At 66.4% G+C, this 13,609-nt stretch carries 9 protein-coding genes; 6 read left to right on the forward strand and 3 right to left on the reverse strand.

The genetic code is table 11. From position 1 onward, the window contains the following. Window positions 1–93 precede the first annotated feature (93 nt). From EDF58_RS00695 to EDF58_RS00705, 3 genes are all read left to right on the forward strand, one after another. Window positions 94–849, forward strand: a complete 756-nt coding sequence (locus tag EDF58_RS00695) for a Crp/Fnr family transcriptional regulator (protein WP_243654009.1) — start codon at window positions 94–96, stop codon at window positions 847–849. Window positions 850–1,058: 209 nt separating this feature from the next. Next, window positions 1,059–3,527 (forward strand): PhoX family phosphatase, encoded by a 2,469-nt coding sequence (locus EDF58_RS00700; RefSeq protein WP_132261820.1) that lies wholly within the window; start codon window positions 1,059–1,061, stop codon window positions 3,525–3,527. A 274-nt stretch (window positions 3,528–3,801) separates the two neighbouring features. Next, on the forward strand, window positions 3,802–5,172 hold the full coding sequence (locus EDF58_RS00705; RefSeq protein ID WP_132263997.1) for an aromatic ring-hydroxylating dioxygenase subunit alpha: 1,371 nt from the start codon (window positions 3,802–3,804) through the stop codon (window positions 5,170–5,172). Window positions 5,173–5,239: 67 nt separating this feature from the next. Here EDF58_RS00705 and EDF58_RS00710 read toward each other — a convergent pair whose 3' ends face one another. The 3 genes from EDF58_RS00710 to EDF58_RS00720 are packed head-to-tail and all read right to left on the reverse strand — an operon-like array spanning window position 5,240 to window position 9,499. Beyond that, the gene (locus EDF58_RS00710; protein ID WP_243654011.1) at window positions 5,240–6,088 is read right to left on the reverse strand and encodes a sulfotransferase; all 849 of its coding nucleotides are present in this window, start codon (window positions 6,086–6,088) and stop codon (window positions 5,240–5,242) included. Continuing rightward, a complete protein-coding gene (locus tag EDF58_RS00715; RefSeq protein WP_243654012.1) occupies window positions 6,085–7,386 on the reverse strand; it encodes a DegT/DnrJ/EryC1/StrS family aminotransferase in 1,302 nt (433 codons plus the stop codon). Before EDF58_RS00715 ends, EDF58_RS00710 begins: the two co-directional genes overlap by 4 nt. A gap of 13 nt (window positions 7,387–7,399) precedes the next feature. After that, window positions 7,400–9,499 carry a nucleoside-diphosphate sugar epimerase/dehydratase gene (locus EDF58_RS00720; RefSeq protein WP_165921304.1) on the reverse strand — a complete coding sequence of 700 codons (2,100 nt, stop codon included), beginning with the start codon at window positions 9,497–9,499 and terminating at the stop codon, window positions 7,400–7,402. Window positions 9,500–9,984: 485 nt separating this feature from the next. Here EDF58_RS00720 and EDF58_RS00725 point away from each other — a divergent pair, with 485 nt between their 5' ends. The 3 genes from EDF58_RS00725 to EDF58_RS00735 all read left to right on the forward strand — a co-directional run bounded on the left by EDF58_RS00725 (window position 9,985) and on the right by EDF58_RS00735 (window position 12,916). Next, window positions 9,985–11,226: a glycosyltransferase family 4 protein gene (locus EDF58_RS00725; RefSeq protein ID WP_132261823.1), complete on the forward strand. Its 1,242-nt coding sequence runs from the start codon at window positions 9,985–9,987 to the stop codon at window positions 11,224–11,226. 97 nt (window positions 11,227–11,323) lie between these two features. Further along, complete coding sequence (locus EDF58_RS00730) at window positions 11,324–12,229, forward strand: formyltransferase family protein (protein WP_132261824.1); 906 nt, start codon at window positions 11,324–11,326, stop codon at window positions 12,227–12,229. 3 nt (window positions 12,230–12,232) lie between these two features. Beyond that, entirely contained in the window at window positions 12,233–12,916 is a 684-nt protein-coding gene (locus tag EDF58_RS00735) for a PIG-L deacetylase family protein (RefSeq protein WP_132261826.1), read from the forward strand. Window positions 12,917–13,609 lie beyond the last annotated feature (693 nt).

Consider the following 13,609-nt stretch of genomic DNA (forward strand, 5'->3'; position numbering starts at 1 on the left):
CCGGCGCCCCTGCGTCTGTTCACTTCTGTACGCGGCCCAAGGGAACCGCAAGCGGCCAGCCGCATTACTGGCCTTAAGGCGCGGGAGAATATGGTGAGTTATATCAGGGAGCCGATGAAAATGGCCGTCCAGTCGGGCCACGAGCAGAGCGATCTTCTCGCTGCCCTGAGGCCGGCGGATTTCGCCCTGCTCGAACCCCACCTGGCCGAAGTGCAGATGCGGCCCGGCGAAGTGATCTATCAGCCGGGAGACCCGGTCGATTACTGCTTCCTCCCGCGCGGCGGCGCGATCTGCTCCTATTTCGTCGAACTCGACAGCGGCATCTCGGTGGAGACGATCCTGGTGGGCCGCGAAGGCGCGCTGGGCGGGGTGGTGAGCCACGGCAGCCTGCCGGCATATGCGCGCGCCAACGTGCTTCATGGCGGCCTGTTCTGGCGCATCCCCACGCGCCAGCTCGATGACGTGAAAAGCCGCTCCCCGTCGGTCGCCAGCCTGTTCGCGCGCTATGCGGACTGCGTCATGGCGCAAGTGTTCCAGTCGATCGCCTGCAACGCGGTCCACACCATCGAGGAACGCGCCGCCAAGTGGCTGATCGCCGCGGTGGACCGGATCGGCCGCAACGACGTGACGATGACCCAGGAACAGCTCGCCTCGATGATGGGGATCGGGCGCAGCTATGCCAGCCGCGTGCTGCAGCGCTTCAAGCGCGAGGGGCTGGTGCGGACCCGGCGCGGCGGGATCCATGTCGCGGACCGTGAAAGCCTGAGCGAGAAGGCCTGTTCGTGCAACGAGCACGTTGCCGCGCATTTCGAGAAAGTGCTGGGCGGGGTCTACCCGAAAGAGGACTGAGCGCGAAAGAGAATGGCTTGTCCGCCGCGCCGGTGATCCCCCAAGAAATACCGCAATCGCCTCCGTAATCGAGCAAAGTTGCCGGCGTTCTGCTGCAACACGGAGTCATGTCGTGAAATAGACATCGAAGTGACATCGAATTTGCGCTCAATTGCCATGAAGCGCTCTTAGCTACCCCTGTGCGAATGTCACAAGAACAGGGGCACACCATGACTGAAGGGCTTCCCGCCAACGGCTATACCGATGGCGATGTCGATACGAATCCAACTACCGAGCGCTCGCTGGAGAGCATGGCCGCGGAGCGTTACTCGCGCCGCCAGGCCCTGTTCCGCGGCGCCGGCGCCACGACCATGGCCTTCATGGGCACGGCCCTGCTGGCCGCCTGCGGCGATGACGACAACGAAAACACCGTTTCGGTCAGCGCCGGCGCCAATGCCGCGACCAGCGCCGGCCGCGTCGTCACGCTGACCGGCACGCCCGAGAACGGCTTCGGCGGCTTTGCCACCGGCTGGGCCCAGACGTCCGGCACCGCCGTGACCCTCACCGGCACCGGCTCCACCGTCAGCTTCCTCGCCCCGGCCGTGAGCGCCGCCAGCGATCTGGTCTTCACGTTCTCGGCCACCAGCGTGACCGGCGAAGTGCGCACCGCCACCACCACCGTGCGCGTCTCGCCGGCGGTGCTCGGCTTTGCCGCCGTCGCTCATAGCCTGGAAGACAGCGTCAAGGTGCCCTCGGGCTATTCGGTCACCGTGATGACCCGCCTTGGCGACCCGCTCGCCACCGGTGTTTCGGCTTATGCCAACGACGGTTCGGACAGCAACTTCGCCCAGCGCATCGGCGATCACGGCGACGCGCTGCACTTCTTCGGCCTCTCGGCCGCCGGCGGACGCGACGATGCCAGCTCGACCCGCGGTCTCATGGTGCAGAACCACGAGAACCTGAACGTCCAGTACCTCCATCCGAACGGCCCCACGAACGTTTCCACCGGCCCGCGCCCGGCTGCCGAAGCGCTCAAGGAAATCGAGGCCCACGGCGTCTCGGTGTCGGAATATGTCGATGCCGGAAGCCGCAAGTGGTCCTATGTGCCCACCGGCAGCTTCAATCGCCGCATCACCCCGAACACGCCGATGAGCTTCCACGGTCCGGCAGCCGGTTCGGCGATGCTGGTCACGGCTTACTCGACCAATGGGTCGATCGGCCGCGGCACCATCAACAACTGCGCCAACGGCATCACGCCCTGGGCCACCAACCTCACGTGCGAGGAAAACTGGGCCGGTTACTTCCGCCGCGACGCAGCGGACGACGCCAAGCGCAGCGTTCGCGAAATGACCGCGCTTGCCCGTTTCGGCGTCACCAGCCGCACCGGCAGCTATGCCTGGTCGTTCGCCGATTCGGCCGACTCGATCTACACCAAGTGGAATGCGACCATCATCGGCGCCAGCGCGGCCGAAGACTATCGCAACGAGCCCAACCAGTACGGCTGGGTGGTCGAGATCGATCCCTACGATCCCAAATCGACCCCGCGCAAGCGCACGGCACTGGGCCGCTGCGGCCATGAAGGCGCCTTCGTTCGCGCCGTCGATGGCCAGAAGCTGGGCGTCTACATGGGCGACGACTCGCGCCGCGAATACCTCTATAAGTTCGTGTCCTCGGCCACTTACGCCGCAGCCGATGCCGCCACGACCAGCCGCCTGGCCATGGGCGACAAGTACCTCGATGCCGGCACGCTCTACGTCGCCAAGTTCAATGCCGACGGTTCCGGCCAGTGGCTGCCCATGGTCTTCGGTTCGGTGCCGAACCGTGCGGCCGTGGGCACGACCCCGGAATATGTCTTCGCCGACCAGGCCGACATTCTCGTCAACACCCGCCTGGCCGCCGACGCGCTCGGCGCCACGCCGATGGACCGTCCGGAATGGACTGCCGGCAACCCGGTGACCGGTGAGATCTACCTCACCCTCACCAACAACAATGCCGCCGGCCGTCCGCTCACCGGCACCGACGCTGCCAACCCGCGCCACTACAACGACCCCAAGGGTTCGTCGAACACCGCGCAGTACGGCAACCCCAACGGCCACATCGTCCGCCTGCGCGAAGACGGCGACACCACGGCCGCGCTCACCTTCAAGTGGGACATCTACCTGTTCGGCGCGGATGCCGCCGACGCCGGGGCCAACGTCAACATCTCGGGCCTGACTGCCGACAACGACTTCTCCAGCCCGGACGGTTGCTACTTCTCGCGCGCAACCAATGCGGCAGGCCAGTTCAATCCGGTGCTCTGGATCGAAACGGACGACGGCGCGATGACCGATCGCACCAACTGCATGCTGCTGGCGGCCATTCCCGGCCATGTCGGAGACGGCGGCGCGAAAACGATCACCAACACCGGCTCCACCGGCGCCACCGCCACCCAGGCGACCATCGTTGGCGCGGCAGCGACCGCAGCGAACCTGCGCCGCTTCCTCGTCGGACCGGTCCAGTGCGAGATCACCGGCATCGACATGACGCCGGACGGCCGCACGCTCTTCGTCGGCATCCAGCACCCGGGCGAGGACGGCACCCCGGCCGCGCCGTCGAGCCACTGGCCCGACAGCCAGACGGGCGCGGCGGCTGCCACCGTGCGTCCGCGCTCGGCGATCGTTGCGATCACCAAGGATGACGGAGGCGTTATCGCTCTGTGAGCGATGATGGGGGCGCTATCGCGCTCTGACGGAAATCCTTTAGCGATCGAGGGAGGAGGGGACGCAGCGCGTCTCCTCCTCTTTTCGTTCAGGGGGCAGCTTCGGTCGTATCGCCCCGGCGTTGCGCCGAGGGGATACTGCCGCTGGAACTGGTGCCCGCGATGGCTTAATGAACAGTCCTGTTGATAACAGGAGAGGCCGCGTGAAAGAGACGGGCAAGCCGCAATATGGCAATGGGCAAGCAAGCACCAGGACCACGCTGACCGCGCAGGACATGGACGAGGAACGTCTCGCCACCTACCCCACCACCGCCTTCCTTTCGAAGGACTACCTTGCCGCGGAAAAGACTCTGCTCTGGCCCAAGGTCTGGCAGATGGTGGAGCGCGAGAGCGACCTGCCGAATCCCGGCGACTGGATGACATACGACGTCGCGGACGAATCGATCATCGTCCTGCGGGGGGATGACGGCAGCCTGCGCGCCTTCCACAATGTCTGCCCGCACCGCGGCCGCCAGCTCGTCTCGGTGCCGTCGATGCTGCCCGGCAAGGTCCACGACGTGCGCGGCAACAACCGCAAGAGCTTCGTCTGCGGCTTCCACGGCTGGACGTTCGACCTTGACGGCAAGAACACCTACATCCTCGACCCGCAGGACTGGCAGAACAAGCTGACGCCGGAGATGACCTGCCTGTCGGACGTGCAGGTCGATACCTGGGGCGGCTACATCTACATCAGCATGGACCCCGATGCGGTGCCGCTGAAGGAATGGATGGGCCGCGCGGGCGAGATCCTGGACCATTTCGACCTGGCCGGCATGCACTACAAGTGGCGCCAGTGGGCGATCTACGACTGCAACTGGAAGACCGCGATCGAGGCGTTCCTGGAACCCTACCACGTCGCCGGCACGCATACGCAGCTGCTCGCTTATGGCGACTACTATGCGCTGTCGAAGCAGTACGGGCTGCACTCGGTCTCCAGCTACGACACCCGCGACAGCAAGTTCCAGATGAGCGAAAGCGCCGGCACCACCCGCGCCGGCAAGGGCGACGACGCGCGCGTCTCCACTTACGAACTCATCCGCGAAAACTACGAAACGGTGAACTACTCCGCCTCCACCGAAACGCTGGTCAATGCCGCCAGCCGCCTGGTGGACGAATTGCCCGACACCGCCACGCCCGGCGAGATCATCGCTCACTGGCTGAAGTCCGCCCGTGCCGACGATGCCGCGCGCGGGGTGGTCTGGCCGGACGTCCCGCCGGAGATCAAGAAAGAGGGCGGTCTCGCCTGGGGCCTGTTCCCCAACCAGAACATCCTCCACGGCGAGACTTTCGCGCTCTGCTACCGCGTGCGTCCTTACGGCGACGATCCGGACAAGTGCGTCTTCGAAAGCTACGCCCTCGAACGCTTCCCTGATGGCGAGGCGCCGGAAACCGAATGGACTTATGCCGACCCGATCGGCGAGAACTGGGGTTCGGTTCTGGCGCAGGACTTCTCGAACATGCAGTTCGTGCAGAAGGGCATGAAGTCCAGCGGCTTCCGCGGCCCGCTGCCCAACCCGCACCAGGAGCAGAAGGTCATCAACCTCCACCGCAACCTGGCCAATTTCATGGACGGCATGGGCGCGCCGACGCGGCTGGAAGTGAAGTAAGCCGGAAGCGCGGCAAAAAGCCCGTCGTCCCGGAACGGTTCCGGGACGACGGGCTTTTTGCGCGCGTTCAGGCGGCGGTTCGCGCCGTCACTTTCCAGCGCGAGAGGTCCAGCCCGCAGATCGCTTCCAGCGTCTCCACGTCGCGCGCATAGAAATCGCGCAGCTGTTCGCGCAGGCCCGGCGCGAGCGGGGGATAGGTCATTTCCCGCGCCAGCAGCGAGCGGACGTTCTCGAACACCGGGGTGCCGCGCAGCGGGCGCACCGTGTCTTTCAGCGGGGCCAGCGCCTTGCGCAGCGGCAGCGGCAGGATCGCGGCCCGGCTGTTGTTGGCGCGCTCCCGCGCGGCTTCCGGCCGATAGACCGGCGAGACGCCGATATGTTCGGACACGGCCTCGACGATTCGCTCGGGCTGCACGGTCACGTCGTCATAGAGGTAGATCAGGATCTGCTCGCGCGGGAACAGGTCGTACCAGCGCGCCAGATGGCGCGCATAAAGCCCGTCCTCCAGAAAGCGCGGATAGGGATTGTCCATCGAGCGCAGGTATTCTTCCGGGGGCCCTTTCAAGGTGCCGCGGCGGTAGAACATCTTGTAGTCGGAATAAGCGCGCTCCACCGGGTTGCGCAGCTGCAGCACCAGCCGCGCCTGCGGCAGCGCGCGGGCGATCCGATGCGCGGCCAGCGGATGGGCAAGATAGTCGGCGGATTTCTCGCCGATCACCTGGGCCTGCGCAGGGCGGTTCGCGAAGAAGCCGCGATACCAGTCCTCGCCGCGATCGAATTCGGAACTGAAGTAGTGCGGCTCGGCATCGGGCATGAAGATCGCCGGATTGTCCTGAAGGCGCGCCTGGATCCAGGTGGTGGCTGCCTTAACCGCGCCGATGACGATGAAACCGGGATGCCATTCGGGGGTCATCATCGTGCCGTCGTCTCCATCATCGCCTCGCGCAGGGCTTCGGCCATGCGTGCCATGTCCTGCGGTTCCAGCGTGTGATCGACCGGGAACATCAAGGTTCGCCGGCCGAGATCCACGGCATTCGCCAGCGCGCCGTCGCGCCGGACGGGCAGGCCGGAGAGCGCATGTTCGCGGCTCATGTCGGGGCACGATCCGCTTCCGGCGGGAATGCCGCGCGCCAGCAGACCGGCCAGCACTGCGCGGCGGCGCTCCTCCACCCGGTCGGCGCTGCCTTCCAGGCGGACATAGAACTTGTACCAGGCATGGCCCACTTCCGCCGGCGCTTCGGGCAGGATCAGGCCGGGCACATCGGCCAGCATTTCCAGCAGCGCCTCGGCATTGCGGCGGCGGGCAGCCAGCCAGCGCGGCAGCTTGCCGAGCTGGCAGCGGCCAAGCGCGGCCTGCATCTCGGTCATGCGATAGTTGGAGCCGGGCGTGTCGTGGATATAGCGGAAGGCGCCGGGCGTACCGCCGCCGTCAGTGACCTTGAGGTAGCTCTTGCCGTGGTCCTTGAAGGCCCAGCCGCGCAGCCAGACCTGATGGTCGCGCAGCAGCAGCAGGCCGCCTTCGCCCCCGGTGGACATGATCTTGTCGGTGCAGAACGAGAAGGACGATGCCGCGCCGAAGGAGCCGACCTGGCGGCCGCGCCAGGTGGCGCCGTGGGCCTGGGCGCAGTCCTCGATGAGGTGGAGGCGGTGGTCCTCGCAGATCCGGCCGAGCGCATCCATGTCGCAGGGCCAGCCGGCCAGATGGACGCAGAGCACGGCGCGCGTCGCGGGCGTCACCAGCCGCTCGACCGAGGCCGGATCGATGTTCTGGCTGACCGGGTCGACGTCCGCGAAGACCGGCAGCGCGCCCACCGCCAGCACGCAGCTGGCTGTGGCGAAGAAGCTGCGGGCGGGGACGATCACTTCATGGCCCGGCCCGACGCCCAGCGCGCGCAGCGCCACTTCCAGCGTCAGCGTGCCATTGGCCAGGCACATCCCTTCCGGCATGCCGACGAAGCGGGCGAACTCGGCGGCAAAGGCGCGGTTCTCCCCGCCGTGCACGAGCGCGTTGACCTTGCCCGAGCGCAGGACATGGGCGACCGCCTCGATCTCGTCGGCCTCGTGGCGGGGCCAGAGGCTGCGCACGGGCCGGGGCGGCACGGGCTCGGTCGCGGTCGTCGTCACGGCCGATGCCGCGGAGGCGTGCAGGGGACGGGTGGTGTCTGCCGCCGGCGAGGACGCATCCTCGACGGCGGGCGGGGAAGCCAGGTTCACGAGAATGCTCTCCTCAAGCCTTGACCGGTTCGCCGGTGCCGTGCGGGTGGATCATGCTCTGGTTCTCGACCACTTCGAACCCGGCGCTGCCGCTCGGCACCTTGACGAGGGTGTGCGTGATCCGCCGCGCTTCGGTGTGGTCGCCCAGTTCCACCGCGCGGGCGAGCCGGTCGATGCTGCGCGAGATGAAGGGCAGGGGGATCGGCTTGGACTGCGCCTCGAAGATGCCCTTGATGCCCGAGGGAAGCTGTTCCTCGCAGATGTCGAACAGCTCTTCGTAGAGCTTTTCGCCGGGGCGCAGGCCTACGAATTCCACCGGCACGTCGATCTCCGGCTGAAGTCCGTAGAGCCGGATCATGCGGTAGGCGAGGTCGACGATGCGCACCGCCTTGCCCATGTCGAGCACGAAGATCGTGCCGCGCTGGGAGTTCTGGCTGAGCGCGGCCGAGCTGCTCTGGAGGATCAGCTGCACCGCTTCGCGCACGGTCATGAAGAAGCGCTCGATGTCAGGATGGGTGACGGTGAGCGCGCGGCCTTCGCGAAGCTGGCGGTGGAACAGCGGGACGATGGAGCCGCTCGATCCCAGCACGTTGCCGAAGCGCACGGTCATGAAGCGCGGGGCTTCCGGATCGTCCACGCCGCACATGTCCAGCGCCTGGCTGTAAAGCTCGCCCACGCGCTTGGTGGCGCCCATCATGCCCACCGGGTTCACCGCCTTGTCGGTGGAGACCTGGACCATGGCCTTGGCGGAATATTCGCAGACCGCGTCAGCGACGATGCGCGTGCCCAGGATGTTGGTGTGGACCCCGGCGCAAGGGCTGGCCTCGACGATGGGCACATGCTTGAGCGCGGCGGCATGGTAGACGATCACCGGCCGGTGGCGCTCGAACACGCGGCGCACTTCGTCGCGTTCGCGGATGTTGCATAGCTCGGGCTGGACGTCGAGATCGGGATACTGCTCGCGCAGCTTCATCTCGATGGCATAGAGATGGTATTCGCTATGCTCCACCAGCACGATGCGCGAGGGGCGGAAGCTGGCGAGCTGCCAGCACAGTTCGCCGCCGATCGTGCCGCCCGCGCCGGTCACCAGCACGCACTTGCCGGTGATCTGGCTGGTGATCTGCTCGCCCTCCAGCGTGAATTCGCTGCGGCCGAGCAGGTCCTTCACCGAAAGCTCGTCGGGCGCGGCACCGTGGTTGCGCTGGAGGATATGGCTCCAGCCGTCGCGAATGCGCGAGAGTTCGAGGCCGAGGTTGCGCGCGCGCGACGTCAGCCGCGCCATCTCGCGGTTGGAAAGGTCGGTGCCGTCGTCGCAGGCGATCACCAGCGAAGGGCGGCGGCCCTGGAGTTCCAGCGTTTCCACCGCATGGGCCAGATCGTCGTGGCTGCCGAGCACCGGCACGCTGGCGATCTGCTGCAGGGTATCGTTGTCGGCCGGAAGCAGGACGCCGGTGACGAAGAAGCTGGGCGTGGCCTCGCGGCGCAGCATCTCGATGATCGAGAGCGCCCAGTCGGGCGAGCCCACCAGCAGCGCGCCGCGCAGGTTCTTGTTGTCGACATGCGCCGGCAGGATCTTGGCCGTGTGCGTCATCTTCTCGCGCAAGGCACGGCGGGCGCCGCGCACGAAGAACAGCGCGGTCATCGCGAAGAGCCACTGGGCCAGCGCGATCTCCAGCAGCTGCGCGCGTTCGGCGCGCACACCCGGCACGATCATGATCGCCACCCAGGCCAGCGCGAAGGCCGGCACCGTCAGCATCGCCAGCTGGATGGCATGGGCGAAGCTGAAGTAGCGCCAGCTGCGGCGATAGATCCCGGCGGTGTAGAACACGCCGATCACCACCAGGGCAAAGCCCAGGATGGCGCCCATGTGGCCGTCGGACTTGGGGAAGCCGGTCTTGCCGATCAGCGTGAAGGCCAGCGCCAGCGTGATCGACAGCACGATGAAGTCGATCGTCATCAGCACGGTATTGCGGAAAGTCCGCCGCAGGCTGAACTGCGTGGACGGAGAGCGCGAACGCCCGCCCGTCGATCCGAACTTCCGTACGCGCAGGAACCTGTTTGCGGAGCCGACGCTCATCGTCGAGGCACTGCTTCCCGTGGCGGTATGACTCATCGCGTCGACCTTTTCAGCTTTTCGGGCCCAATTTCCCCGGTGCATCCTGCCTCCCGGCGTTCCGGAGCAGTGCCCGTGGCAGTTTCCGCGGGTCCGGCTTTTCCGGCTCCTTCTTTCCGGCGCCGTTTTTCAGGACCGGAAAAATGCTCGGGGGGCCGCACCCGGCCTCATCGATTCATGATCTATTGACCAATTTCAGGGCGCGCACTTGTGCATGAAGCCATCAGCCGTAATTGCCGATTCTCTTGCGAATAGGTCGCGCCTTCGACTGTCGGACATGGGGGTGATCCAAAGGGAGCGGGCGCCCTTGCCGGAAACCATCCCTTAATCGCCGCGGGCCATCTCGAAGGGCTATCAGCCGATTAGTCGCTTGCGATCGGCGGTCCGAGGGTCATCATTCAGGGCGACATCGGGATGGGGCACACACGCGGGGGCGTGGGGGCTGCCTTGCGGCACCATCCGTCAGCCTGGGGCTCGATTACGCAATGAAGATACTCGTCCTGTCCAGTCTTGCCTATTCGCTCACCAATTTCCGGGGCGCCTTGCTGCGGGAATTGAAGGCGAACGGGCATGAAGTCGTCGCCGTGGCGCCTGACCAGAACGCCGCCGTGGAACGCGATCTCGCGGCCTGGGGCATAGGCTTCAGGATCGTGCCGATGGCGCGCACCGGCACCAATCCGGTCAAGGATGCGGCCCTGCTGTCCGCTTACGTCAAGTTGATGATGGCCGAAAAGCCGGACCTGGTCCTGGCCTATACCCAGAAGCCGATCATCTACGGCGGGATCGCCGCACGCATGCTCTGCGTGCCGCGCTTCTTCGCGCTGATGTCGGGGCTGGGCTACGTCTTCAGCGAGGATTCCAGCGCCCGCAAGGGCCTGCGCTGGGCCGTGACCCGGCTTTACCGCGAGGCGGTTCGCCGCGCCCGGGGCGTCTTCGTGTTCAATGCCGACGACCGGCAGGACATGATCGACCTCGGCATCGTCACGTCGCGCCAGAACGTGGTGCAAGTGCCAGGCTCGGGCATCGATCTCGAACGCTTCCGGCTGGAGCCGCTGCCGCGCAACCGCCTGCGCTTCCTGCTGGTCGGCCGGCTGATGCGCGATAAGGGCATCTACGAATTCGTCGAGGCGGCCCGGCAGCTCAAGCTGGACAATCCCGAAGTCGAATTCTGCGTGCTCGGCCATTACGAGCGCGACAATCCGACCGGGATCGACGAAGTCGAATGCGCCCGGCTGGCGCGGCAGTTCCCCGTCCAGTTCATCCCCGGCACCAGCGACGTGCGGCCCTATCTCGCGAGCTGCTCGGTCTTCGTGCTGCCGTCCTACTACCGCGAGGGTTTGCCGCGCACGATCCTCGAAGCCATGGCCACCGGCCGTCCGATCATCACCACCGACATGCCCGGCTGCCGCGAGCCGATCATCGAGGGCGAGAACGGCTTCCTGGTGGCACCGCGCGACGCGGGCGCGCTCAAGGCGGCGATGCAGCGCTTCATCGAGGCGCCCTCGCTGGTGACGAGCATGGCCGCGCGCTCACGGGATCTGGCCGAGAAGATCTACGACGTGCGCAAGGTGAACCACCAGCTGCTCGACGAGATGGACCTCCTGCGCGAACCCTGGAACGAGCCGGCGACGATCCGCTCGGAACCGGCGCCGTCGGACGACCGGCCGCCCGAATCCGCCGGGCCGCGCCTCCAGAGTGCCGGGCCTTCGCGGGCGATCGCGGGTTAGAGCGGTCACTCCAGTTATTCGTTTTTCGCATTTTCCGAGTCATCCGGTGTCCTAACCGATGCGAAAATGCTCTGAAGTCAGGATCGGGGGCAAGGCAATGCGGGCTGTCGTGATCGGCGCCGTGGGGAGCACCCAGGTGCTCGTCGAAGAACTGGCCGAGGCGCCGGGCTGGGATCTCACGCTGGTCGGCACCTTGCCGCCCGAACTGCACGGGCGTCACTCGGACCTGGTCGACATGGCGCCGTTCGCCGAAAGGGCAGGGGCGCGGCTCGCCCATATCGCGCGCACCAACGATGCCGAAGTGCTGGACATGGTTCGCGCCGAGCGGCCCGACTACGTCTTCGTGGTCGGCTGGTCGCAGATCGTCGGTCCGGAATTCCTGTCGATCGCCGCGAAAGGCGCGATCGGCTATCATCCCGCACCGCTGCCGCGCCTGCGCGGGCGCGCCGCCATTCCCTGGACGATCCTGCTGGACGAGCCGATCTCCGCGTCCAGCCTGTTCTGGATCGCCGAGGGCACCGACGATGGCGACATCCTGGGGCAGCACTATTTCCACCTTGCGCGCGATGAAACGGCGCAGGGCCTCTACGACAAGCACATGGACGCCCTGCGCGCGATGTTGCGCGCGCTCCTGCCCCGCCTGGCGCAAGGCGAGCAGCCAAGGCAGGTGCAGGACGAGCGCTATGCGACCTGGGCGACCAAGCGCACTCCGGCCGACGGCCAGATCGACTGGCGCGATTCCGCGGCCGGGATCGACCGGCTCGTCCGCGCCGTGGGGCGGCCCTATCCGGGCGCTTTCACGCATGTTTCCGGACGCAGGATGACCGTCTGGGCCACGCGGCCCGTGGGCGGCGCGGACCGGCATCACGCCATCGCGGGGCAGATCATGGCCAGCCGCGACGGAATATTGACCGTGCAGACCGGAGACGGGTTGCTTGAACTGACCGACTGGGAGCTTGCCGAGGGCAAGCCACCGGCCCTGCATGCCGTGCTGAAAGGATAGCGCTTGGCTCTCGATCACTATGGAAAGGTCCTCGTCGTCGCGCCCCATCCCGATGACGAGATCCTCGGCTGCGGCGGCACGATGGCGCGCATGGCGGCGGCGGGCATGGACGTGCAGGTCGTGGTCGTCACCAGCGGGCGGCCTCCCGCCTTCTCGGAAGACGGCGTCGCGCGGGTCCAGGCCGAGATGCGCCGCGCGCACGATCATATCGGCGTGAGCCAGGTGCACATGCTGGATTTTCCGGCTGCTTCGCTGGACGTGGTGCCTGCTGCGGAACTCAATGCGGCGCTCGGGCGCGTGGTCCGCGAAGTCGCGCCGGACACGCTTTTCGTGCCGTTCCTGGGGGATATTCACCAGGACCACCAGTTGAGCTTCCTGGCCGCGATGGTCGCCGCCCGCCCGCGCGACCGCACCGTGCCGACGCGGGTGCTGGCCTATGAGACCCTGTCCGAGACCAACTGGTACGCAGCGCCGATGACGCCGCCTTTCGTGCCCAACGTCCATATCGACATCTCGGCCACCCTGCAGCGCAAGCTCGATGCCTTCGCGCTGTTCGAAAGCCAGGTTCGCGACTTTCCCGACGAGCGCTCGCTCATCACCATCGAGGCCCTGGCCCGGCTGCGGGGTTCCACCGTGTTTTCCGAGGCCGCCGAAGGCTTCGTCCTGGTTCGCGCCATAGAGCGCTGAGACCACGGCCGGCGCGACCCCCCGGCACGCGCGAAAGGTCATCTTTCGATAGCGCTCGGCGCTGAAAGCCGTGACCGCGCTTCGGGTCCCGCCCGGCGCAAGACGCGGGCGGCTCGTCGCACCGTCCCGGCAGGGGCGGGATCGCCGGCCGCCAGTCGCCGCCGCTGGGCTGCTCTTTACAGTTGGGCGGCCGGTCTTTGCCAAGAAGCGGCCTGCGCGTCAGCTATTGAAGCGGGAATACTTCGGTTTTTCTGACGTGATCCGAATATGTATAGATGGTGAATACTTTGCCGCGGCACCGTGACGCCGGTTTCACGCGGCCTTGCACACCGACCCGATCGAGAACCGTAAAAAGGCTCGAACGAGCCCGAAAAATCTCCGAATCGATTCGTCCGGTTAGTTTACCGTGCAACCGGCGAGGTAGTTGCCGGTAGCTTCTCACCGCAGTGCCGCGAGACGCGTGCTGCAGCCGCGAAGAGAATCGCCCTGGGCCTCAACCGATTCGCCGGCCCTACCTCCTGATCCTAGGAGGTTGCAGAGGATTGCAGCGACTGGGCAGTCGCAGCGCGAGTCGCATGGCGGAAATCCTCGACTTCCGGAAAAAGTCCCCTCGCTCGCACCCGTTCCGCAGGCTGGCGCGGATCCCCTCCAGCCGTGCCTGACAGAGGAAGGTATGTTAACTTTTGTAAGTTA

The sequence above is a fragment of the Novosphingobium sp. PhB57 genome (assembly GCF_004342985.1).
Classification (GTDB): Bacteria; Pseudomonadota; Alphaproteobacteria; order Sphingomonadales; family Sphingomonadaceae; genus Novosphingobium.